The sequence below is a fragment of the Ruminococcus gauvreauii genome (genome assembly GCF_025151995.1).
In the GTDB taxonomy this organism is placed as follows: Bacteria; Bacillota; Clostridia; order Lachnospirales; family Lachnospiraceae; genus Ruminococcus_G; species Ruminococcus_G gauvreauii.
Genome location: NZ_CP102290.1, coordinates 143850 through 168949, shown reverse-complemented (window position 1 = coordinate 168949; position 25100 = coordinate 143850). Strand labels below are relative to the sequence as shown.

13 protein-coding genes are annotated in these 25100 nt (G+C 50.2%); 12 read left to right on the top strand and 1 reads right to left on the bottom strand.

What is annotated here, in order from left to right:
- The first annotated feature begins 15 nt into the window (after nt 1-15).
- Genes NQ502_RS00795 through NQ502_RS00780 form a run of 4 tightly spaced genes read left to right on the top strand, consistent with a single transcriptional unit; the run spans nt 16 to nt 7833 of the window.
- Nucleotides 16-3192: an ATP-binding protein gene (locus tag NQ502_RS00795; protein WP_028528327.1), complete on the top strand. Its 3177-nt coding sequence runs from the start codon at nt 16-18 to the stop codon at nt 3190-3192.
- Nucleotides 3182-4993 carry a sensor domain-containing diguanylate cyclase gene (locus NQ502_RS00790; RefSeq protein WP_028528326.1) on the top strand — a complete coding sequence of 604 codons (1812 nt, stop codon included), beginning with the start codon at nt 3182-3184 and terminating at the stop codon, nt 4991-4993. The genes NQ502_RS00795 and NQ502_RS00790 overlap by 11 nt, the downstream gene beginning before the upstream one ends.
- A gap of 15 nt (nt 4994-5008) precedes the next feature.
- Nucleotides 5009-6070, top strand: a complete 1062-nt coding sequence (locus NQ502_RS00785; protein WP_028528325.1) for a cobalamin B12-binding domain-containing protein — start codon at nt 5009-5011, stop codon at nt 6068-6070.
- Nucleotides 6040-7833 (top strand): putative bifunctional diguanylate cyclase/phosphodiesterase, encoded by a 1794-nt coding sequence (locus NQ502_RS00780; RefSeq protein ID WP_049898103.1) that lies wholly within the window; start codon nt 6040-6042, stop codon nt 7831-7833. The genes NQ502_RS00785 and NQ502_RS00780 overlap by 31 nt, the downstream gene beginning before the upstream one ends.
- Before the next feature lie 54 nt (nt 7834-7887).
- Here the strand turns inward: NQ502_RS00780 and NQ502_RS00775 are convergent, their stop codons facing one another.
- Entirely contained in the window at nt 7888-9393 is a 1506-nt protein-coding gene (locus NQ502_RS00775) for a hypothetical protein (protein WP_028528324.1), read from the bottom strand.
- A gap of 253 nt (nt 9394-9646) precedes the next feature.
- Between NQ502_RS00775 and NQ502_RS00770 the strand changes: the two genes are divergently transcribed.
- The 8 genes from NQ502_RS00770 to NQ502_RS00735 all read left to right on the top strand — a co-directional run bounded on the left by NQ502_RS00770 (nt 9647) and on the right by NQ502_RS00735 (nt 25097).
- On the top strand, nt 9647-12235 hold the full coding sequence (locus NQ502_RS00770) for an EAL domain-containing protein (RefSeq protein WP_028528323.1): 2589 nt from the start codon (nt 9647-9649) through the stop codon (nt 12233-12235).
- Nucleotides 12229-15819 (top strand): response regulator, encoded by a 3591-nt coding sequence (locus NQ502_RS00765; RefSeq protein WP_028528322.1) that lies wholly within the window; start codon nt 12229-12231, stop codon nt 15817-15819. Before NQ502_RS00770 ends, NQ502_RS00765 begins: the two co-directional genes overlap by 7 nt.
- Nucleotides 15820-15852: 33 nt before the next feature.
- Nucleotides 15853-19014 (top strand): PAS domain-containing hybrid sensor histidine kinase/response regulator, encoded by a 3162-nt coding sequence (locus NQ502_RS00760; RefSeq protein WP_028528321.1) that lies wholly within the window; start codon nt 15853-15855, stop codon nt 19012-19014.
- A gap of 625 nt (nt 19015-19639) precedes the next feature.
- Complete coding sequence (locus NQ502_RS00755; RefSeq protein ID WP_028527788.1) at nt 19640-21505, top strand: TIGR03960 family B12-binding radical SAM protein; 1866 nt, start codon at nt 19640-19642, stop codon at nt 21503-21505.
- A complete protein-coding gene (locus tag NQ502_RS00750) occupies nt 21489-22196 on the top strand; it encodes a TIGR03936 family radical SAM-associated protein (protein ID WP_028527789.1) in 708 nt (235 codons plus the stop codon). The genes NQ502_RS00755 and NQ502_RS00750 overlap by 17 nt, the downstream gene beginning before the upstream one ends.
- On the top strand, nt 22189-23382 hold the full coding sequence (locus NQ502_RS00745; protein WP_242830233.1) for a ribonuclease E/G: 1194 nt from the start codon (nt 22189-22191) through the stop codon (nt 23380-23382). Before NQ502_RS00750 ends, NQ502_RS00745 begins: the two co-directional genes overlap by 8 nt.
- Entirely contained in the window at nt 23379-24260 is an 882-nt protein-coding gene (locus tag NQ502_RS00740) for a DegV family protein (protein ID WP_028527791.1), read from the top strand. Before NQ502_RS00745 ends, NQ502_RS00740 begins: the two co-directional genes overlap by 4 nt.
- A complete protein-coding gene (locus NQ502_RS00735) occupies nt 24261-25097 on the top strand; it encodes a DNA-3-methyladenine glycosylase family protein (protein WP_028527792.1) in 837 nt (278 codons plus the stop codon).
- Nucleotides 25098-25100 lie beyond the last annotated feature (3 nt).

Sequence of the window (25100 nt, the reverse complement as noted above, 5' to 3'; positions counted from 1 at the left end):
CAGGAGGAAATAAATATGAATCATATGAAAACACCGAAAGATACTGCACTGGCGTTTTGTCAGGCGTGGTTTGAAAAATGCGATTTACAGGCGACAGTTGTATTTCTCCATGATCATATCAATTTTGTTGGCACTGGCGAAGGGGAGTCGGCCCGCGGCAAAGCAGAAATGACCGAGTATATCAGTAAGGATATCTCAGAACTCGCGCAGCCGTTCATCTGCAGCCTGCAGGACCTCAATGAGCAGAAAGTCACAGAGCAGGTGTGTAATTTATCAATGAATATGACTCTGAAAAACGAGCAGTATCTCTGGAGGCTGCGGGCGTTTTTTTCTTTGCTGCAAGACGGCAGCGGAACATGGAAAATATGCGGACTGCACTTTGCAGAACCCAGCGCCCATCAGCGGGGGAGCGAACACTATCCTCAGACCCTGGTGATAGAGAACATTGCCAGAAGGAGGCAGGAACTCTTAGATGAATCGGTTCCGGGCGGCATGATGGGCTGTTATATCGCGCAGGGTTTGCCACTCTATTTTGTGAACCGGCAGATGCTGAACACGTTGGGTTATGACTCGGAACAGGAATTTATCTCCGATGTCGGAGGCATGCTGACAAATTGTATACACCCGGGGGACCGCAAACTGATACGTGATACGAATGAACTGCTGGAGAAGCTGGAAACCTATGCAGTGGAATACCGGCTGAAAAAGAAGGACGGCACTTATTTATGGTTTCACGGTGCAGGGCGAAAAGTCATCGCAGAGGACGGGCGTCCGGCAGTGTTATCTGTTTGTATCGACATAACAGAGCAGAAAAAACTGAGGAATGAGCTGCTTCATCTTTACAATAATATTCCCGGAGCCGTGTTCCGCTGCCGGTTCGACCCGGATTTTTCAGTGATCGATGCCAACGACGGACTGTTTGACTTTCTGGGTTACACCAGGGAAGAATTCGCGGCGCTGGGGAATAAGATGTCAGCAGTCATCTATCCCGATGATCTGGCTGTAATGTCAGACAAAATCAAGAGACAGCTCATAAACGGTAACACGATACATAATGAGAACAGGCTGGTATGTAAAGACGGAACAATCAAGTGGATATCCATTAAAGCCCAGCTGTTTCAGGAATCGGAAAACGCGCAGTTCTTTTGTGTTTTTGTGGATATTACGGAAGAGAAACTGATGCAGGCTCGCAATCAGGAGTTATATAAACAGGAATTGACTAACTTTGCCCGGCTTTCCTCCAAAGAAGGCAGTATCCAGGGGACAATAAATGTTACACAGAACCGGGTCGAAAAGTATCTGTCCACCACAAAGGCAGCGCTCGCCCATGTGGGGGATACATATGATCAGATCATTCTCAACCTGGCAGATTCCGCTGTGGATCCTGCGGCGGGCGAAGAGATTTTCCGGACCATGGCGCGGGAGAAGGTGCTGGCGGATTATGCGGCCGGAAAAACTGACTACGAATTTGTTTTTCTTCGAAAGAGCATGATGGAAAGCTTCTTTTGGAGCAGCACGAAATTCCGCTCCTGCCTGAATCCGGAAAATGGGGATGTCATCATTTTTTTATATACGACGGATGTAACCGAGCAAAAGCTGCAGGAGATTCTGCTGCAAAAAATAGCCCGATTAGACTACGAATTGCTTACGGATGTGAATATATACGAGGATTCATACCGCGTACTTTCGTTTAAAGAAGAAGCGGTTACAAAAATTGCTCCCAGAGGTGAGTTTCAGAAAGAAGTGCGTGCGATTTCGGAATCCTTTGCGGATCAGGTAACCAGGCAGGAATATATCCGTAAACTGGATTATGATTATATGACAGCGCAGCTGGAACGCGCACCTTCCTATACCTTCATCCTGGAGGAGCGCACGGGGCAGGAACGCTCACGGTTAAGACGCCATGAAATATTTTACATAGAGAAAGAACTTGGCCGGGTATGTATTGCACGCAGCGATGTGACCGAGGTGGTGCAAAAAGAACGGCAGCAGAAGATGGAATTGTCGGCGGCGCTGTCGGCGGCAAAAAAGGCCAATGCGGCCAAATCGGAATTTTTGTCCCGCATGAGCCATGAGATACGTACTCCGATGAATGCGATCATCGGCATGAGTGGCATAGCAGCCCAGTGTATCGGCAACGATGAGCAGGTTGCAGAGTGCATTTCCAGGATTAAGGTTTCATCACAGTTTATGCTGGCACTGATTAACGACATACTGGATATGAGCCGCATTGAGAACGGAAAACTGATTCTGAAAAAAGAAACCATTTCCGCTGCGGAGTTCCTGCAGGAATTTAATGACCTCTGCTGCAGTCAGGCGGATGCTGCAGGAGTTGATTTTGAATGTACTGTGGATGGCTTCCTCTCCGATTATTACATTGGAGATGCAATGAAGCTTAAGCAGGTGCTTCTGAATATCGTGAACAATGCCATTAAGTTTACCGGCAGGGGCGGCAGGGTACTCCTGCGTGTGAAAGAAGATAAAAGAACGGATACCGGGGTGACATTGTGCTTTGTGGTTGCCGATACGGGGGTGGGGATGAGTGAATCTTTTATTCCCCGCATTTTCGAGCCCTTCAGCCAGGAATCTACCGGTACTACCGCCATGTACGGGGGGACCGGACTGGGACTGGCGATTTCTAAAAGTATCATAGACATGATGGACGGTGACATTTCCGTGCGATCAGAAAAGGGGAGGGGCAGTGAGTTCACTGTGACTGTGCCGATGGATATAGCGGATGAACCAGTCCCACGCATCAGGGCGCAGGATGACAGCGTATGTGACGACTTTACCGGCCTGAGGATCCTGCTGGCGGAAGACAATGCCATCAACACCGAGGTGGCCGTGGCGATACTGGAGAACAGAGGATTTACGGTGGATACCGCAGAGAACGGCCTGTGTGCATTGGAGACATTCGGCAGATCACCGGACGGCTATTATTCTGCGATACTCATGGATATCATGATGCCGGTGATGGATGGTCTGACTGCTGCCCGGCATATCCGCAGACTCGGACGTTCGGACGCCTCAAAAGTCCCAATTATTGCAATGACTGCGAATGCGTTTGACAGCGACAGGAAAAAGAGCAGGGCGGCAGGGATGAATGGTCATATCAGCAAGCCGGTTGATGTCGGCAGATTGTTTGAGGTTTTGGCTGGACTGCTGCCAGGGGGGGATGAATATGAGACGTAAATATACCTCCAGAGAATATTTCATGATATTTATGTGTGCAGCTGCAGTGCTCATAGTTGTGTCCGTCACGTTTTATATCTACGGCAGCTCCCAAAACCGGCAGTTTGAATTAATGGAGAAAGAGACACAGACCAAGAGTGCGATGCTGCAGTCTCAGAAGATTCAGACAGATATCGCGCAGCTGGAGGGACGTCTGTCAGCCGTATCTGAAATGGTCATTGCATCTGATCTGGATCCGGAAGATGAATGGCTGGACAATTATCTGGTGCATATCAGTGAAAAGGAGACACTTATCAATAAAGCTGTATATGTTTCTATGGACGATCTGCGTCAAAATCTCAGCCGGCCAGAGGTTCCGGATGAGGCGGAAGACACCTACAAAGCGCTGATGAATGGACAGAGGGTATATACTGAAATTATATATTCGCACCGCCTGTCCGATTACTACTTTGGCATTGCAGAGCCCGTACTGAGAAACGGCGAGGCGATCGGAACTATCCGCTGCACGATTCCCGCATCCGAACTGGTGCAGACGGAAAGCCTGTCGATGCTGCCGCTGCCGGATAATCAGTTCATCGTTGACTCGGACGGAACAGTTCTTTTCAGCTATGGCAGCCTGGACCTGACAGGAAGCAGCCTGTTTGATTTTCTCGAGGCAGAGTTTTCACCAACTCATCAGGAGAACACGAAACTGAAGCAGGGCATGCAGGAGAAATACACAGTCACCGAGTCTGCCGGCGGATATTTTGTGACAAGCAGCCCTCTTTTTGTCCACCACTGGAACCTGGTTCAGTTTGCATCGAAAGGCAGTATGCAGCAGATCTCTGATAAATTGCTTTTGCACACGGTCATCCTATGTCTTATCATCAGTATGGTATTGATCGGCATGGTTTGTATTATGCTGAAAAACATCTATACGAAAAACAGCAGTATCGCTTTTCAGCAAAAAAAGACTGCTTCCCTGGCGACAGTCTTTGATGTGCTTCTGCTTGAATATGATCCCGGCAGGGATCAGATGGTGTTAACGCCTGGGGACAATTGTGTCTATGCACTCGATAATCTGGTTATCACAAAATGCAGGGACCATCATTTTAACAATGTTCATCCCGATGACCTGGAAACATTTGTGGAGTTTATCCGCAGCCCGCGGGCGGCAGCGTTCGAGCTGCGCCTTCTGGGAAAGGACGGCCGATGGATCTGGTCTGACTGCCAGATGCTGCCGGTTTCCATGAACAAAAAAGATGTCTCTTATGCGGGAAAGATCTTTGACATACACGAGCGAAAGCTGAGGGAACTAAAGCTTATGGAGGAGAATATCAGAGACAGTATGACCGGACTGATGAACAGGACTGCGCTGAAAGAATATGTAACCATGCTGCTTGACAGGAAAACTGCAGGTTTCTTTTTTATGATCGATATCGACAACTTTAAAGCGGTGAATGACACGTACGGGCATGCCGCAGGCGATGAGATGATCTGCAGATTTTCTGAGGTGCTGAGAGATACGTTCCGGGAGACTGATCTGATCGGCAGGGTCGGCGGTGACGAATTTACGGTTTACATGCCTGGAACGGGGAGTAAGAGGCTTGCAGCTGAAAAGGCAAAAAATATACTGGATGGATTAGCTTTCCTGTCGGAGAGGGAGGGGATTCTTATATCTGCCAGTATAGGAATTGCGCGTTATCCCGATGACGGTACCGATTATGAAGAACTGCTCAGGAAATCTGACAAGGCGATGTACGATGCCAAGCGAGGCGGGAAGAACAACTTTTCTTTCTGCAAAACGATACTGATATGTTAAGGAGAATGATCACAGATGAGTTTACTGATGATGGAACAGAATCCGGAATTTAATGAATTGACGGCTGAGATATATACCCGTCAATTAGAGAACAATCAGCGCCTGCGGGATGATCTGGATGAACGCGCCCGGACAAAGATGTATCAGGATGTCCGGTACAATGTCGATTTTCTCTGCACGGCGTTGAAGCTCGGTGACGATGGCATATTTGCGAAATATGCGCGGTGGCTCTTCCAGCTGCTCTGTCCGCTGATGACCTACTGCACGAAGGAGCAGATCAGGGATATCATGCTGGAGCATTATGAACTGATCAGAACCTGTATGGTGAAGACGGTTTCTGATGACCGGCGTCCGAGGCTTCACCGGCTCCTGGACTGCGCCATTCAGGCCACTGCAGAGGAATGTGAGAGCAGTACTCCCGCCGCTGTGGGCGGAGGGAAATACGAAAAGGAAATCTCGCAGTATCTGGACTGCCTTCTGCAGTCCGATACCAAAGGAGCCATGAGCCTGATAACACAATATGTGAAGGACGGCATTCCACTGAATGATATCTATGTCGATATTGTCGCCGAAACCATGACGAGAATCGGCGATATGTGGCACCGGCATATCATTTCTGTAGATATGGAGCATTACAGCACCTCGATTACCCAGATGGCACTGGCTCAGCTCTACCCGGTCGTGTTCGGGCAGAAACGCAAAGGACATCTGGTCCTTGTCGCCTGTGTGGGCAGTGAGCTGCATGAGCTGGGAGCACGCACTGTGGCGGACGTCTTTGAATATAATGGATGGGACAGCGTCTATCTGGGAGCGGCCGTACCCGTAGAAGCGCTGGAGTCTGCCGTCGCGGAGCACCAGCCTGATCTGGTTGTGCTTTCGGTTACGATGCCCCAGCATCTCCCGCTGTGCAGGGAGGAAACTGTCAGGCTGCGTGAACTGTACCCGAAAGTCCGGATTGCTGTCGGCGGAAATGCTTTTTCCGGCACAGACATTTGGAAAGACTGGAACATCGATGTGTACACCCGGGATGCAAGAGAACTGATCAGATGGGCGGAGAAGGAATGGGAGAGAGAATGATGATTGGCTATGCAGCTTTATGCGACTGTCACGGGCGGGTCGAACGAGTCATTCGCAATACAGCTCTTTGGCCGGCGATGGAGGGTCAAAATATCAGAGATTTTTTTCCTGATACAGCCAAGATGGATGAGCTGTTTGCAAAGGATTTAAGTCATGGAGCGTCTGTCCGTCTGAGGGGATCCGGGGATGAAAAGAGAGATATTTTTCTGACAGCCGTATCATTGGATAACAACATGCTTGTCCTTATATATGATATCCGGTCGTTTACCCAGCTTCCACAGCTGGTGGAGCTTGTCCTTTCCGCAGCGCATGTTCCTGAAGTGATTGGACAGGAGCCATATGGTGCGGGATATTATGAGATACAAAAACTCAACAGCCAGCTCATCAATTATCAGCGGACGCTTGCCAAATCAAATGTGCGTCTGCAGAATCTGCTGGATGAAGTGAGAGAGGCAAAGTACACCATTGAGGCGCTGGAACAAGACACACTCACCGGTCTGCTGACGGAAAAGGCTTTCTACTCCAGGGCACAAGCTGTGTTAGAACAACATGCAGGTGACAAATTTTATATTATAGCAGTGGATATCGAACAGTTTAAAATTGTAAATGACGTTTTCGGAACAAAGACCGGAGACCGGCTGTTGATGGACCTGGGCATATGTCTTTTGGGGTTTAAGACTGACGATCTGGCGCTTATCACCAGGGCAAGGGCAGACACGTATTTTGCACTTCTGCCGTGCAGTGATTCCATTCTGCAGCTGTTAGACCAAAATATCGGAAATTTTATGGAGAGTTATCCTCTGCCCATGCGTCTGCAGGCGAAGATCGGAATATACCAGGTGGACAATAAGGAGCTTTCCATTGCCAGAATGTGCGACCGTGCATTGATGGCGGCTGAGAGTGTGAAGGGAAACTATAACCTCGAATGTACCATGTTTAACGACACGATGCATGAAAAGATGATGCTGGAGCAAAAAATAATCAACACGATGGTTGAGTCTCTGAACAGTGGAGACTTCTACGTTTATCTGCAGCCCAAGGTGGAAGTCGGGACAGGCAGACTGACGGGTGCGGAGGCACTGGTACGCTGGATGCACCCGGAATTTGGTTTCATTACACCGGCAGATTTCATTCCGGTATTTGAGAAAAACGGATTTATTTATTCCCTGGATCTGTATGTCTGGAGAAAATGCTGCGAGATGCTTCGCAACTGGAAAGATATGGGGCTGCAGGTGTTTCCGCTGTCCGTAAATGTGTCTCGGACAGATTTTTATCATGAGAATCTTCCGGAAATCTTATCCGGCCTAATCGGTGAATTTGACCTGGACCCGGAAGAACTCCATCTTGAGATTACAGAGACGGCCTGCGCCAGGGATTCCGAACAGCTGCTCAGAGTAATAAAATGCCTGAAACAGAAAGGATTTATTATTGAGATGGATGATTTTGGAAGTGGATATTCTTCCCTCAACACGCTGTCAGAACTGCCCATTGATGTGATGAAGCTGGACTTGAAATTTCTCAATCAGGCTGAGCACGATCTGCGTCAGCAGAAGGTTATGGAGTTTGTCATCAATCTGGCCGATTCACTGCGGCTGCAGGTGATTGCGGAGGGCGTGGAGACCGAAGCGCAGGCGGCTTTTTTAAAGAAGATGGGCTGTCGTCACGCACAGGGATATCTGTACGGCCGTCCCATGCCGGAAGGAGAGTTCGTGCATCATCTATGTGAAAAATCAGTAGATTCGTTCCGGGAGCCAGACTCATGATACTTGCCCGGCAGCCCGGCTTAATCTTTGGATGATTTAAGATAAAGCTGTGTATCAGTTTTCCTGAAGTTCCCGTATCAGTTCCCGTATTTTCGACTTGATCTTCGAGCGGTGTATGCCGGTGTAGCCCTGTCTTTCTGCAATTCGAAGCAGGTGCTCTCGGTAAAGTGCGACAATCTCAGGCTGAGAGATCTCAAAGACGGTAAAAGGTTCGGAGGTATGCACCAGAAGCGCCCTGTGATTTTCCTTTACCATGAGGGCGCTTTCCTCTTCAACGGGCCCCTCCAGAGGGACGAAGTGATAGTTCTCATGCGTCTCCAGGATGTGCAGAATCTTCTTCAGGTGCAGGGCATAGGTCTCCGGCGTATAGTAGAGTGTTTCGGCAATCCCGTAAGAGGAAATGATGGGCACGGTGCCGGTGCGTACCTGCTCTGCGCTGGAGAGATGGACGATGTCGATCATGTCATACTGGTCCTGATTCTGTTCCAGTTTTTTCATCTCCTGAAGGTAGATTTCGCCCAGCTTTTTCATCTCAGGATCCTCCCTGCGCTCAATGGATTCGACGATCAGCTCGAGCGGCGCGGTGACCGCGGACAAGGAGAGCAGCTTCTGAATGCGGAAGCCGCAGGGCGAGAGGAAGTTCATGAAGCACTGAAGGAGTCTCCGCGGCTCAGAATAGATATTCAGCATAGGGCGGCACATGGACAGGTAATCCTGAAATTCTGTTTCAATGGCCTGGATCAGCCTCGTGTCTGTGGTAAGTAAAGTAGCATAGCTGGAGGATTGGCCTGCCATGGAGTGTGATGTCAGTGCGATTTGACCGGGCGCCACGATGCAGGTATGCCGGTGAAGGCGGTCACGGATATGGGGATAGAAGTACGCTTTTACCTGACCGGTCATGTAGAGGGGAATCCATCGGGACAGGGATTCCAGTATCTGATCACCTGAATAGATGGATGGTATGATATGGAGGATCTGGAGCCCCTGACGCAGGCGGGCCAGCAGTCCGGACTGCATGCTGGCGGTAAAGTCATAATCCTCCATCAGCCAGTCATCCGTTTCATCTGCGACGACACAAAGAGTGACCGGCATCTGCCGGGTAAGCAGGTGCTGGTATGCAGCCCTCATGGCTGCGCGTTTCCCCTCGTTTCCATAATAGATATAATTTCCTTTGGTGCTGATCATGTGGGGGGCCATGTCGGGCTCGGGCGGATTCCCTTCTATTTTTAAAGATTCAAAGGTACGCATAAAGCGGTCGACCCCATCTGCATCACCGCAGAGCCAGTAAAAAAGAAATTCTGATAACTGGTCGCGTTTGGCTGTGATGATTCGTTTGACTCCCGCCATCTCAGACAGGGCGCGTCTCTGATATTCCGTGACGCAGCGCCCTGCGAAAAACAGCGCCATGCTGCGCAGCGGTTCCGGATTGCGCGGTATCCCTCTTTTTCCGGTGCGCAGACGGCTTATGGTAGCGGGGTCTGCATGGATTGCCCGGGCGAGCTCCTGGTTTGACGTTTGGGTAAGATTCATAATAAATATAAGTTTTTCGTAGAACTGCATAGTCCACCTCCCTGTTTTCAAAGTATACCATGCATCAAAGTAATTGACAATAGAATGTCATTGAAAATGATATGGATTTTGCTGCTGATTTCGCGTTTTTCCTTGAAGTCTCATGACAAATCGAGTAAACTATAAGAAGTCATAAGTTCCTGTATATTATATGTCATTTTGATTGACGCATACTCCCCGTCTGTTCAGCTGAGACTGCTTCCACGGGAATGGACGAACAAGAAAAAAGGTCAGGTACAGAACCATGTTATTGAATAAAAAGATTTTAGTGGTTGAGGATAATGAGATTAACAGGGCAGCGCTGGTGGCTATCCTGGCACCGGAATATACAATTCTGGAGGCGGAAAACGGGTCGCAGGCGCTTTCTGTTCTGGAGAAATACGGTGTTGGAATATCCCTGATCCTGTTAGATATCTACATGCCCGTCATGGATGGATACACCTTTCTTCAGCACATTAAGGCAGATCCACGTGTCGCTGCTGTCCCGGTCATTGTGACCACGTCAAACGACAGCGAGGAGGACGAGGTGGCGGCTCTGGCCCATGGTGCCACGGATTTTCTCACCAAACCCTACCGCCCCCAGATCATCCTGCACCGGATAGCAGGCATTACCCATCTGCGGGAAACATCTGCTCTTATCAATGAGCTCCGGTATGACCGTGTCACCGGAGTATACAGCAAGGAATTCTTCTGCCAGCAGGCCAGGGACATCCTGTATGGGAATCCGGATGTGAAATATGATATCCTCTGTTCTGACATCGAGGATTTCAAGCTGATCAACGATACCTTCGGTGTTGCAGCCGGTGACCGTCTGCTGCAGCAGGTAGCCGGCCTGTACACGCAGAGGCTGGGGGACCACGGTATCTGCGGGCGGATGGGGGCAGATCAGTTTGCCTGTCTTCTGGAGCATCGGGAAGACTATTCGGATGAGATGTTTACCCAGTCCGATACCAGAATAAACAGCGGCTTCGGCGATCAGAATGTGGTAATGAAGTATGGTATCTATACAGTAGAAGACAGAGAGGTTTCTGTAGAGCAGATATGTGACAGGGCATTGCTGGCTGCGCAGAGCATCAAGGGCAAATATGGCAGACACTTCGCCCTCTACGATGATAACCTGCGCGGCAAGCTGCTGCGCCGCCAGGCCATTACAGACTGTATGGAAACAGCCTTGGATGCTGGACAGTTCGAAGTCTACCTGCAGCCTAAGTATCAGATCTGGGACGGGTGGCTGGCTGGGGCAGAAGCTCTGGTGCGGTGGAACCACCCGGAATGGGGGCTGCAGCCGCCGGCTGAGTTCATCCCCATCTTTGAGCGCAACGGCTTTATCACAAAACTGGACCAGTATGTCTGGGAGCAGGTCTGCGCTCTTCTGCAGGAGTGGGATAAGAAAGGCTATCCCGCTATCAGCATTTCGGTCAATGTCTCACGGATGGATATTCACAACACAGACCTGACGGAGGTTCTGAGCTCTATGGTTCAGCGCTACGGACTGGCGCCTTCCCGCCTCCATCTGGAGATAACAGAAAGCGCTTATACAGAGACCCCAAAGCGGATCGTAGAAACTCTGGGGTGTCTGCACAAGCTGGGATTCATTATCGAGATGGACGATTTCGGCAGCGGTTACTCGTCTCTGAATATGCTCACAGAAATGCCTATCGATGTGCTGAAACTGGATATGAAATTCATACACACTGAGATCACCAGGCCGTCCGGCCAGGGTATCCTGCCGTTTATTGTGAGCATGGCACGCTGGATGAAATTGAGCGTGGTCGCAGAGGGCGTAGAGACCCGGGAGCAGCTGGAGCGGCTTCAGCTTGACGGGTGTGATTATGCCCAGGGTTACTACTTCGCAAAACCTATGCCTGTCAGGGATTTCGAAGCAATACTGAGTGCGTCTCCGCCAACCGGGGTCACGGTGAGCAGTCAGAGTGAAGCCTCAGCAGTGCACAGAGAAAGAATCCTGCTGGTGGCAGACGAGGACGCAGAATATCGTGCCCAGGTGCGCAGGACGTTTTCTGACAGGTTTGAGGTGCGTGAGGCTGTCAGTTGTGAGGACACTCTCAGAGTGCTGGGGAGCAGCTGGTCTGAAGTGGCAGCTGTAATCCTGAGCATGACGCTGCCTGAGTCGGGCAGCTTACGCATCCTGGATGCGGTACAGAAGGAGCGGGGAGGATGGGAGGTTCAGATCATTGCGGCGGGGCCGTTGGAACTGGAGCAGTATGCAATAGAGCACGGAGCCGCCGACTATGCGGCAAAACCACACAGCCAGAAAGTTCTGCGCAGAAGAGTACTGCGGGCTGTCAGTATTCATTCCCTTCAGGAGAGGACGCATGTGCTGCAGGATGAGGCCTGCCGGGATTCCATGACAGGCCTTCTCAACCGCCGGGGGCTGGACACTATAACAGAAACGCTGAGGCGGGAGGCGGCTTCAGCGGTCTTTATGTTTGATCTGGATGAACTGAAGCAATTTAATGATAAGTACGGACATGTGGAAGGTGATCATCTGATCATTCACTTTGCTTCCCTGCTGCGCGCACATACGCGTGCGGATGACGTGCTGGTACGGCTGGGGGGAGACGAGTTCCTCGTGGTAATGCGGCAGATGCGCTCTCTGGACGACGCCCTGAAAAAGGGGGCAGACATCTGTCATGCCTTTTACAGGAGCCGCTATGCCGATCTGGATACAGCGGCGTGCTCTGCCGGCGTCGCGCTCTGGCACGACAAAGAGCCAATACAGGAAATCATTCGGCGGGCCGATGAAGCACTGTACGCTGCAAAAAACAGCGGCAGGGGCGAGTGCATGCCATGGAAGGGAGCAAACGAATGTTGAATACGATGACTGCCTGGGAGACCCTGAGCACACTGTGCAGTGCCTGGTTTGAGCGGCGAAGCGTCGACGAGGTGTGTGCTTTTTTGGACGATGAGTTCTGCTTTGTCGGCACGGGAGAGGATGAGTTTGCCCACAGCCCACGGGAGATGCGGGAATACCTGAAGCGGGATGTTCAGGAAATCACGGAGCCTTTCGGGGTTGAGCTCACACTCTTTCAGGAGCAGGAGATCGGCACAGATATGCGCAACCTGTCCGTGGGGATGCTCTTAAGAAGCACACAGTACCATTGGCGTGTGCGCGGCTTTTTTACTCTTGTTCGTCAGCGCGGCACTTGGCGTGTGCGGACATTATGGTTTGCAGAGCCCGGAAACAGCCAACGGGGTGAGGAACATTACCCCGGGACACTGGTGGTAGAGTCCATCGCAAAGCAATGGCAGGATCTGCTTAGTGCTTCCGTGCCCGGCGGCATGATGGGTGGATATAATGAAGAAGGTTTCCCTTTTTATTTTATCAACAATCGGATGCTGGAGTACCTTGGCTATACCTGCGAAGAAGAATTTATTGCTGATATCGGGGGCATGATCTCAAACTGTATACATCCGGACGATCGGGTTATGGTGGATAGGGAGGTTACCCGCCAGATGGCAGATGGCAGTGAGTATGGGGTCGAGTATCGTATGAAGAAACAGGATGGCTCTTACATCTGGGTGCACGATCTGGGGAGGGCTGTCACCGCGGAAAATGGCAGACAGGCCATTATATCCGTGTGCATCGATATTACGGCTCAGAAAAAGGCTCAGGATGAGGTTATGCATCTCTGTAACAACGTACCCGGCGCGGTGTTTCGCGTCAGGTGTGATGATAATTTTTCTGTTGCAGATGCCAATGATGGTCTGTATGAGCTCCTGGGTTATACCCGGGAAGAGTTCGTCGAACTGGGGAATGGGATGGCTGCTGTAGTTTACCCGGGAGATCTGGGAGCTGTGCGCAAAAAGCTGATGGCGGACAATGGCCGCGGCAACACTATACGGGATGAACACCGGCTGGTCTGCAAGGATGGAAATGTCAAATGGATATCACTGAAAGCCCAGCTGATGCCCGGAGATGACGGAATACTGTATTTCCATGGCGTCTTTGTGGATATTACCGATGAGAAGCTGGCTCAGAGGCAGATACGGGAGCTCTATGAAAAAGAACTGGCCTACTTTGCGCAGGCAGCTTCCACTGAGGGCAGTATTCAGGGCCGTGTCAACGTCACGCAGGACAGAGTCGAGAGCTACCAGTCCACGGACGCCGCTGCCATCGCTCGGACGGGACACACCTATGAACAGGCGATTAGAAAACTGGCAGATTCTGCAGCGGACTCTGAGTATGGCGGATACCTCCGCACTGTACTTGGAAGGGAACGTGTGTTGTCAGATTTTGCCGCCGGAAAAACAGATCATCGTTTTGAGTTTCTGCGGAAGAGAAAAGATGGAGGGATGTTCTGGAGCAAAACAAATTTCAGGTTTCATAAGAATCCGGAAAACAAAGATGTGATTGCTTTCTTTTATACCATTGATATGACAGAGCAAAAAATGCAGGAGCAGCTCCTGAGCAAAGTGACCGAGCTGGATTACGAGATCATTTCCGATATCGACATCCGCAATGACGCTTACCAGGTCGTGTCCTTTTGCCCCGGCGTAGAGAACATGATGCCAAAAAAAGGGCGGTTCCAGGCGGAGGCCAGAACGATCGCCGCAACTATTATGGATGAGTCTGAGGGGAGTGAGTATCTCAAAAAACTGGATTTTGTTTATATGCAGAAGGAGTTAGCTGAACATGGCAGCTACAGTTTTATGGCGAAGACATGTGACGGATATGGAAATTACCGGGTTAAGCGGTTTCAGGTCTTTTATATCAGCCGGGAGCTTGGGCGCGTATGCATTGCCCGCACAGATGTCACTGATATCATCAGCCAGGAACAGCAGCAGAAAGAAGCTCTGGCATCCGCTTTAACCGCAGCCAGGCAGGCCAACGCAGCCAAAACAGATTTCCTTTCCCGTATGAGTCATGAAATCCGCACCCCCATGAACGCTATTATCGGTATGAGTGCCATCGCTGCTAAGGCCATTGGCAATGATGAGCAGGTTTCGGAGTGCATTTCAAAGATTGGGATTTCCTCCCGTTTTTTACTTTCCCTCATCAATGACATCCTGGATATGAGCCGGATTGAGAGCGGAAAAATGCTTTTGAAAAATGAGAGAATACCCATAGAGGATTTTCTAAGCAGCCTTAGTACTATCTGCTACAGCCAGGCGGCGGCAAAAGATGTGGATTACGAATGCATCACAGACCCAACGATGGATGATTATTATATGGGGGACGCCATGAAGCTGCAGCAGGTCCTGATCAATATCCTGTCCAACGCCATTAAGTTTACCGGTGAGGGAGGCAAAGTCACTTTCTCCGTCGGGGTACACAGGAAAATCAAGAATGGTGCTGAACTGCGTTTTATCATCAACGATACAGGAATCGGCATCGATGAGGAATTTCTCCAGTATATGTTCGAACCTTTTGCACAGGAATCCATGGGCACCACAGCGCTGTATGGAGGCACGGGACTGGGCCTGGCCATTTCAAAGAGTATCGTAGATCTGATGGGGGGAAAGATCATCGTTCGCTCCATCAAGGGAATCGGGTCGGAATTCACCGTGGATGTTCCGGTGGGGATTACGGATGAAGAAATGGTGCGCCGCAGCAGAAAAAAGACAAATCCCAATTTTTCTGCACTGAGGACACTGGTCGTCGATGATGATGTAGCTGTGTGTGAAAGCGCAGTGCTCACACTCAGAGAAATGGGAGTCACTGCGGAATGGGTGGACAGCGGCCAAAAGGCCATCGAACAGGTACGTAAGCTGCATGAGGCTGGCAAATACTACGATATGATCCTCATCGACTGGAAGATGCCTGATATGGACGGCATCGAGACCGCCCGCCGTATCCGTGCTGATGCAGGGCCGGAGGTGACCATCATCATCATGACTGCATACGACTGGTCAAACATAGAGCATGAGGCCAGGATGGCAGGAGTCAACCTGCTGATGAGCAAGCCAATGTTCAAATCCTCCCTGATTTCCGCCTTTTCCAGAGCGCTTGGCGAAAAGGAGGAGACCGGGGCAGAGGACAATTCAGCTCTGTTTGATTTTACCGGCCGCCGGGTTCTGCTCGTCGAGGACAATGCCATCAACACAGAAGTGGCTATGGTCCTGCTGGAGAGTAAGGGCTTTGCTGTGGATACGGCGGAAAACGGATTGCGTGCCATCGAGATGTTCAGTAAGTCCGAAGCGGGCAGTTATGACGCTGTCCTCATGGACATCCGGATGCCCCAGATGGATGGGCTTACGGCGGCCAATAACATCCGGCATATGACCAATGCTGATGCCGGTACGATTCCTATCATTGCAATGACCGCCAACGCCTTTGACGAAGACGTAGAAAAGAGCAAAGCGGCCGGGATGAATGCACATCTGGCAAAACCCATCGAGCCGGAGCGGCTGTTTCAGGTCCTGCATGATTTTATTGCGGGACGGGAGAATGAATAAACCAGGACAGGTCATGCTGAGAGGGGGCAGAAAATGGAGCTGAACAATAAATTGAAAGAGGTTCTTGACAGTATTCCCAGCGGTATGTGCATTTACCGTGTGGAACGGGGGCAGCTTTATCCAATGTATCATAATCCGGCTTTTTTTGATGTGCTTGGGCATAACAATCAATATATTGCCCGTGTCAGGGAAGAGGTGACCTTTCGCTGCGTTCATGAGGATGACCGTGCGGCACTGCAGGAAGGTCTCGCCGGTCTGATTGCCGGCGGTGATACGCTGCGGCACACCTGCAGGATATTTCATGACGGATTTGGCGAATACCGGTGGATATGCATCGAGGGTTCCCGAAGGACCGGATCTGATGGGGGCGAGTTTCTGTATGTGGTCTACAGCGACGTGACGGAGCAGCGGCGCCTGGAACAATACTTTCAGAATACTTTAAAAAATCTTCCGGGCGGTGTGGTAGTGGTCCGCTACGAAGAGGACGGCAGTATCATACCCGAATATATATCAGAAGGACTCGCAGCAACTACAGGGATGTCACTGGAAGATACTTGGAAATTATATCAGAAAGACGCTCTGACAGGAGTCCATCCGGAAGATCTGGAGCATGTGCGCAAGCAGCTGGCAGCGTATTTTGTCAGTGGGAAAAGCCACTGGGAAATCGAGTACAGGCTCCTGAAAGGTTCCGGGGATTATGTGTGGGTGAAGAACACCCTGTCTCTCATCGAGCATGAAGGAGGAGTAAGGAAGATCTATTCCGTCTACAATGATATGACGAAGGAGAGGGAGGAGCGCGCCCGTGTCCGGCAGCAGTATAACGACCTTCTTCTGCGGCATTATCAGAAGTCTGATCCTAATGTTCTTGTGATGGGTCACTGCAATATCACACAGGATCGGATTATACAGATCAGTGATCAGACAGGTGCGCAACTGCTTAAGACGTTTGGTTCTGTCCGTGAGACATTTTTTACCGGTCTGTCAGCTCTGGTGGTGGAGGATGAAGAGCGGCAGGTGTTTCTGAACACGTATCTTGGCGGCCCGGCACTGGCAGCCTATGAACGCGGAGAGACCAAGCAGGTAAAGAACTTCTTTGTCATGCTTCCAAACGAGGAGATCGGCCGGTATGTAAAAGTTGAAATGAGTATGGTGTCCACGCCGGACAGCGGCGACGTCACGGGAATACTGACAGTCATGGATATCACTGAGCAGATAGCTGCAGAACGGGTTGTTCACCAGCTGTCTGTCACAGGCTATGATTTTGTCGCGGATGTGGACCTGAGGAGGGACACATATAAGGTACTGTCCCGGGATGACAATGCCGGCTGTGTGCCGCCGCAGCAGGGGAGTCACTCGCTCTTTGTGGCACAGATGGCAGAATCCAGGGTTGTGCCCAGAGACAGGGAGCAGTATCTGGACAGTCTGAATCCTGATCGTATGTTAGAACGGTTGAAACAGGGGCAGGCCTATACGTTTGCTTTCTCTATGGAAGACGAAAGTGGGGATGTCCGGGCCAAGAATATAACGGTTTCTCCTATTGACCTGAGGCTGGGCAGGGTATGCCTGTCCAGGACGGATATTACCGATTCTATACGGGAACAGCAGCGGCTGCTCAGAGTAATCGCTTATACCTGTGAACTCGCAGGATTCATCGATGCCTCTGCTGGGACCTTAACCATGTATACCAGACAGATGGTCCTGGAAAATCTGCCTCCCCATAACGCGCAGAACTATAACGCCGTGCTGGATAATCTCGTCGGCTATTATGAGACAGCGGCTGAACGTGAGGTCATAAAAAAAATATTTCATCTGGAAACTTTGCTTCGTAAACTGAAAGAAAAGCCGGAGGGCTACGATTTCGTTCTTCCCTATCAGGGGGAGGAAGGTCTGCGGTACAAGCAGGTCAATGTATTGTGGGGAGATCTAAACCATAAGACCGTTTGTATGGTGAGGGCAGATGTGACGGATATGCTGAACACGGAGCGGGCCGCCAAAGCGGAGCTTGAGCGTGCTCTTTTGCTGTCCCGGCAGGCAAGTCAGGCTAAGAGCGACTTCCTGTCGGCAATGAGCCACGACATCCGCACACCTATGAACGCCATCATGGGGATGACTACGCTGGCGAAAGCCAACATCGGCGATCCCTGCCGGGTTCAGGACTGCCTGCAGAAAATATCCGCTTCCTCCAACCATCTGCTGAGCCTGATCAACGATATTTTGGACATGAACCGGATAGAGAGCGCTAAGATCACGTTAAACCGGGAGCGCATTTATCTGCCGGACCTGGTGAAGCAGGTCGGAGAGATTATCATGCCTCAGGCGGACCAGGCAGGGCTGCAATATGATATTCGGCTTGGCCGGATAAGAAACCCTTATTTTTATGGGGATATCCTGCGCATCACTCAGATTCTGATCAATATTCTGGGCAATGCGGTCAAATTCACACCGCGGGGAGGCACCGTGCGTTTTATGGTGGACGAACTTCCGGCAGCGGAGAAAAGTCAATGGGCATGTTACCGCTTCACCATCAGCGACACGGGGATTGGAATGGAGGAAGAGACTCTGACACATCTCTTTGAGCCGTTCGTCCGCAGCCGCGCAGTATCCCGCATGGAAGGGTCCGGACTGGGGCTGAGCATTGTCAAGGGACTGGTCGACCTGATGGAGGGACATATATCTGTGCAGAGTGAGCCAAATAAAGGTACCGCATTCCAGGTCGAACTGAAAGTTGAGACAGCGCCGGAAGGAACAAGTCAGCTGACACCTGAGCTGCAGCCGCTGGATAAAATCGACGGGCATCTCTTTCTGGGACGCCGCTTTCTGGTAGCGGAAGACAATGAGATCAATGCTGAAATCGTCTGCGAGATCCTGGGGATGTGCGGGGCAAAGACTGAGGTCAGAGGCAATGGGGCGCTGGCTGTGGAAGAATTCCGGGCGGCGGCACCCGGGACCTATGACGCCATACTGATGGATATTCAGATGCCGGTGATGGATGGTTATGAGGCAGCCCGGACCATCCGGGCGGATATGAGAGCCGACGCCAGGAGCATTCCCATCATCGCCATGACTGCCAATGCCTTTGAGAAGGACGTGAAGGAGGCTTGGGAAGCGGGGATGGACGCCCATATCGCCAAGCCTCTGGATGTGAACGTTCTGTATGAAAAGCTCACGCAGCTGCTCGATAAATGTGCACAATAGAACAGGTATGTGCAGAGCGCGGCGCCCGAAATATACGACTCCGCGCATAATTCTTATATCACACAAAATTCAGCCGGTTTTTGGGGGAGATCGAGAAATACGAGGGGAAAGCGGAGCAGGGCTTGGCGTAGCAGAAGAATGCTTCAGAAACCACAGGACCTTTCTTTTGTGCGCTTTAAAACAGGATATGAAGAACGAACAAAAATACAGAACAGCACCCCGGTGAAAAAACAGATGCCTGAAGGCATGATTTTCACCGGGGTGCTGCTATTTTGTATCCGAGGGGCTAAAATCCGTCATTTCCCGATAGCCCCCTTTTAAGGTGAATTTACAACGCCGCCTGCATGGGTTCCCTTTACTCATGTCCTTGTGGAACAACAAAAAGCCGGAACCTGCGGACTGATAAAGGATATCTACTTGAAGTTCTCTCTCAAAATGTATATAATGGGAAAGATTAAACCAACAGTATTGCCTCCAGTGACAATGGTCAGGCACAACCCAGATTTTATGGAAGAAAGCACAGAATTTAATTAAGAACGAAAAACTCCTTCATTAAGAAGGAATATGACATAAAATGTAACGGTTCTAAAATCATGAACTATAACCAGACAATGAAAGGAAGAACATGAGAAAATTAGCTTTAAGTGATGAAGTCTTGCTAAAAATCGAGAAACCGGCACGCTATATCGGCAATGAGGTGAATTCGGTCAATAAAGACCCGGATAAGGTAGACGTGCGCTTTGCCATGTGCTTTCCGGACGTGTATGAAATCGGGATGTCACACCTGGGAATTCAGATTCTGTACGACATGTTTAACCGGAAAGACAACATCTGGTGTGAGCGGGTTTATTCCCCGTGGCCTGATCTGGACCGGATCATGAGGGAAGAACATATCCCGCTGTTTGCGCTGGAATCACAGGACCCGGTCAAAGCGTTTGATTTCCTGGGAATCACAATACAGTATGAAATGTGTTACACGAATATCCTGCAGATTCTGGATCTGAGCGGTATTCCGATCGAGGCCCGAAAGAGGACCTGGGATGATCCGATTGTGATCGGCGGCGGTCCGTGTACGTATAATCCGGAACCGCTGGCTCCGTTTTTTGACCTGTTTTATATCGGGGAGGGAGAGACCGTTTACTTTCAGCTGCTGGATCTCTATCAGAATTGCAGGGAAAATGGTGAGCCGAGAGAGGAATTTTTGAAAAAGGCAGCGTCGGTACCGGGAATCTATGTGCCTTCGCTGTACGAACCATCGTATCACGAGGATGGCACACTGGCGTCGTTTACGCCTCTGTGTGAAGAAATTCCGGCAATTATTAAAAAACAGGTTGTTATGGAGCTTTCTGATACATACTATCCGAAAGCACCAGTGGTGCCGTTCATCAAAGCCACGCAGGATCGTGTAGTACTTGAGATTCAGAGGGGGTGCATCCGCGGATGCCGTTTCTGTCAGGCTGGCATGATATACCGGCCGACCAGGGAACGGGATGTGGAATATCTGAAAAATCTTGCGAAAGAACTGCTGAAAAATACTGGACATGAGGAGATATCTCTGAGTTCCCTGAGCTCCAGCGATTATTCGAAACTGCAGGAACTCCTGGAATTCCTGATTCAGGAGTGCAGCAGGACAAAGGTCAATATTTCGCTGCCTTCTCTTCGGATCGATGAATTCTCACTGCAGGCCATGGAAAAGGTTCAGGATGTAAAGAAAAGTTCGCTTACTTTTGCGCCGGAGGCAGGTACACAGCGTCTGCGGGATGTCATCAATAAAGGACTGACGGAAGAGGACATACTGAACGGAGCGGGTGCCGCATTTGAAGGCGGCTGGAATAAGGTAAAGCTTTACTTTATGCTGGGACTGCCGACTGAGACGGAAGAAGATCAGAAAGGCATCGCACACCTCTCGGAGAAGATCGCAGAGCGGTACTATGAGATTCCCAAAGACAGAAGGAACGGAAAATGCCAGATTACGGTGAGTACTTCCTTCTTCGTTCCGAAACCATTTACGCCGTTTCAGTGGGCGGCGATGTGTCCGCAGGAAGAATACCTGAACCGGGCAAAGACCGTGCGGGAAGAAATCCGTGCACAGCTCAATCAGAAGAGTATCAAATACAACTGGCATGAGGCAGATGTGACGGTATTGGAAGGACTGCTGGCGCGCGGAGACAGACGCTGTGCAAAAGTCATACAGAAAGCTTATGAGAAGGGCTGTATTTTTGATGCCTGGAGCGAATTCTTTCACTATGGACACTGGCAGGAGGCTTTTGAAGAGACGGGTTTGGATCCTGATTTTTATACAATGCGGGAACGGACAGAGGACGAACGATTCCCCTGGGATTTTATCGATGCCGGCGTTGATAAATCGTTTCTGCTGAGAGAATGGAATCATGCGCGGTCAGAGAAAGTGACCCCAAACTGCAGAACACAGTGTTCGGGATGCGGCGCAAATGTTTACCAGGGAGGAGTCTGTATTGAAAGTAAGAGTTAAATTTGAGAAAAAAGGCGCGATGAAATTCATTGGGCATCTGGATATGATGCGTTATTTTCAGAAGGCGATCCGGCGCGCCGGAATTGATGTCGCTTATTCTGAGGGGTTCAGCCCCCATATGATCATGTCATTTGCCGCACCGCTCGGAGTCGGAGTGACCAGCAGCGGTGAGTACTTTGATATGGAAGTACAAACGCCCCTGTCTACGGCGGACTTCGGGAGGCGTTTTAACGCCGTGATGGCTGAGGGAATCAGAGTAATGAGCGTCCGCGAGATTCCGGATCAGAAAGCGAGCAAGGCGATGTCGCTGGTGGCTGCCGCAGACTATTATGTGGACTTTCGGGAGGGCCGGGAACCATCACAGAATTACAGAGAACGGATTTCCGGTTTTATGGCACAGCGTTCCATTATGGTGATGAAAAAAACGAAGCGGAGTGAACAGGAAACGGATATTCGGCCGCTGATTTACCGGTTTGAACTGATCGACGGACGCATTTTCATGCAGCTTGCAACGGGAAGCGTGCATAACTTAAAGCCTGAGCTTGTGATGGAGACATTCTACCGTTATATGGGGGAAGAAGTTTTGCCGTATGCCTGGATGGTCCACCGGGAAGAGGTCTATGCAAATACAGGAGATGAGCAGCATCTGAAACTGGTTTCTCTGGAAAGCCTGGGTAAGATCATTGAGTAAGAAACTGATACTGACCGGTTTTCCCATCCACGATACGATGTGCCGGGTCATGGCAGTTATGGATGAGACAGGTGTTGTGGAGCTTCAGGTTCACCCCTGTCAGGACGATACCATACTGGGCAATATCTATATTGGAAAAGTAAACAAGGTAATGCCGGAAATCAAAGGCGCATTTGTGGATATCAAGCCGAATGTTCCCTGTTATCTTTCGCTGGAAGAAGAGGGGATGGAGGGCCTGAGGGCAGGAGATGAACTTTTAGTGCAGGTAGAGCAGGAGGCGCTGAAATCAAAAGTGCCGAAAGTCACAGCGAATCTCAGCCTGGCGGGGAAATTCATGGTGGTCACGCTCGGAAGAAAAGAGCTTGGGATCTCCTCAAGGCTGGACAGGGAGGTCCGCCGCAGCCTGAAAAAATGGATGGAGCCGTATAAAAGAGAGGACTGCGGTGTGATCATACGGACCAACGCTGCAGGCGCATCGAAAGAGGAAGTATTAAAAGAGCTGTTTGAACTGTATCAGAGGATGGATACCGTATTGCTGAAAGGCCGGACGCGTACCTGCTATTCACTGGCAGAACAGGCAGTTCCGTACTACATCCGGGAACTGAAAAATCAAAAGGACGGAGATCTTGAAAAGATCATCACGGATATACCGGAAATCCATGAAAATATTCTCGGCTATCTGACTGCGTATCAGCCGGAAAAATCGCAGATGCTTCAGTTCTACGAAGACAGGATGCTCCCGCTGTACAAGCTATTTTCATTGGAAAAGGAAGTCTCTGACGCATTGAGGCAGAAAATCTGGCTGAAGAGCGGGGGTTTTCTGGTGATTCAGCAAACGGAGGCGTTTGTCGCGATCGACGTAAACAGCGGTAAATTCAGCGGAAAAAAGAAAGCCTCTGAAACCTACCGGAAAATCAATCTCGAAGCAGCCAGGGAGATTGCCAGGCAATTGCGCATTCGCAATTTGTATGGTATTATTTTAGTTGATTTTATAAATATGGACAATCCGGACCACCAGGATGAACTGCTGCATGTGCTGTCAGCCTGCTGCAGAAAAGATCCGGTCAGGACGAACGTTGTAGATATGACGCGTCTGCAGATTGTCGAGATCACGAGAAAAAAGACCAGGAAATCCCTGCACGAACAAATCGGTACATTAAAAGGTGCCAAGGAGGGCTACGTATGAACAAGGTTGCGGTTGTTACGGACAGCAACAGCGGTATAACACAGGATGAAGCAAGGGCACTGGGGATCCGTGTCATTGCCATGCCTTTTTTTATCAATGGGCAGATTCACTATGAGGATATTGATCTGACACAGAAACAGTTTTATGAACACCTTGCAGAAGACATTGATGTGTCGACCTCCCAGCCGTCACCCGGTGAAGTAATGGAGCTGTGGGACGAATTGCTGAGAGAATATCATGAGGTTGTTCATATCCCTATGTCGAGCGGACTCAGTGCGACCTGTGCGACGGCGACGGCGCTTGCGATGGAGGATGCCTATGCGGGAAAGGTCCATGTCGTTGATAATCAGAGGATATCGGTGACACAGCGTCAATCCGTCATGGATGCGCTCGGATTGGCTGAAGCCGGGATGAATGGAGTACAGATTAAAGAAGTTCTGGAGAATGAGAAATTTGAGTCAAGCATCTACATTATGGTTGACACGCTGAAATACCTGAAAAAAGGCGGCCGCATCACGCCTGCTGCGGCTATGATCGGTACCGTTCTGAATCTGAAACCAGTGCTGCAGATTCAGGGGGAAAAGCTGGACGCTTATGCAAAAGTGCGCGGTCAGAAACAGGCGAAAAAAACCATGCTGGACGCCATGAAAAAAGACTTTGATACTCGCTTTGCGGATGCCGCAGCCAGACGAAAGATGCACCTGGCAGTTGCGCATACGGCAAATGAAGACGAAGCGATACGCTTTAAACAGGAAATTGAAGAAGCGTTTCCAGGCATTGATGTGATTGTTAATCCGCTTTCTCTCAGCGTAGCCTGCCATATCGGCCCGGGATCGCTGGCGATTGCTTCATCCAAAAAGATTGGGGCGGGGGTTTAAATGCTGAAAAAGAAACTTCCGGATATGGACCTGATGCAGATTGCGCGGTCGGGTCAGTGTTTTCGGATGGAGGAAAAGCAGGAGGGGATATATGCTCTCGTGGCTTTCGGGAAGTATCTGGAGATCGGACAGGAAGGGGATGTGTTTTCCTTTTCGTGTTCAGAGCAGGAGTTTCAGGAGATCTGGAGAAACTATCTGGATCTGGATACGGACTATGGAATAATAAAAGCATCCGTGGATCCCGGTGACCCATACCTCACCGAGGCTGCAAGGCTTGGATGGGGCATAAGAATACTGAGACAGGAACTCTGGGAAATGATCATTACCTTTCTGATATCCCAGAACAATAATATCAGCAGAATCAGGAGAAGCATAGAACTGTTGTGCAGAACTCTGGGTGAGGACAGGACTGCGGAGAACGGAAGACAGTACGATACCTTTCCGGGACCAGAAGCCATTGTGCGGGGCGGTATGGCAGTGCTGAAAACGCTGGGACTTGGCTACCGTGACAAATATGTTTACCGCACAGCGCAGGCCGTTCTGGAGGGAACACTGAACCTGGAAGAACTGAAACGTGCAGACTACGAAGAGGCTCACAGAAGGCTGACAGCACAGTACGGCATCGGCAGGAAAGTGGCGGATTGTATCTGTCTGTTTGGACTTTATCATATAGAAGCCTTCCCCATCGACACCCACGTGAAAAAAATCCTGGAGGTTCATTATCCCCTGGGATTTCCCCATGACAAATACAGAGGATACGGGGGAATACTCCAGCAGTATATGTTCTACAATGATCTGAACGAAAAACTGTACAGAACTGCGAGGATTGTTGTATGAGAA

What these genes read in the sequence shown, in the direction of transcription:
- NQ502_RS00795 (WP_028528327.1), top strand. Translation starts at nt 16, where the DNA reads ATGAATCATATGAAAACACCGAAAGATACTGCACTGGCGTTTTGTCAG.
- NQ502_RS00790 (WP_028528326.1), top strand. Translation starts at nt 3,182, where the DNA reads ATGAGACGTAAATATACCTCCAGAGAATATTTCATGATATTTATGTGT.
- NQ502_RS00785 (WP_028528325.1), top strand. Translation starts at nt 5,009, where the DNA reads ATGAGTTTACTGATGATGGAACAGAATCCGGAATTTAATGAATTGACG.
- NQ502_RS00780 (WP_049898103.1), top strand. Translation starts at nt 6,040, where the DNA reads ATGGGCGGAGAAGGAATGGGAGAGAGAATGATGATTGGCTATGCAGCT.
- NQ502_RS00775 (WP_028528324.1), bottom strand. Translation starts at nt 9,393, where the DNA reads ATGCAGTTCTACGAAAAACTTATATTTATTATGAATCTTACCCAAACG.
- NQ502_RS00770 (WP_028528323.1), top strand. Translation starts at nt 9,647, where the DNA reads ATGTTATTGAATAAAAAGATTTTAGTGGTTGAGGATAATGAGATTAAC.
- NQ502_RS00765 (WP_028528322.1), top strand. Translation starts at nt 12,229, where the DNA reads ATGTTGAATACGATGACTGCCTGGGAGACCCTGAGCACACTGTGCAGT.
- NQ502_RS00760 (WP_028528321.1), top strand. Translation starts at nt 15,853, where the DNA reads ATGGAGCTGAACAATAAATTGAAAGAGGTTCTTGACAGTATTCCCAGC.
- NQ502_RS00755 (WP_028527788.1), top strand. Translation starts at nt 19,640, where the DNA reads ATGAGAAAATTAGCTTTAAGTGATGAAGTCTTGCTAAAAATCGAGAAA.
- NQ502_RS00740 (WP_028527791.1), top strand. Translation starts at nt 23,379, where the DNA reads ATGAACAAGGTTGCGGTTGTTACGGACAGCAACAGCGGTATAACACAG.
- NQ502_RS00735 (WP_028527792.1), top strand. Translation starts at nt 24,261, where the DNA reads ATGCTGAAAAAGAAACTTCCGGATATGGACCTGATGCAGATTGCGCGG.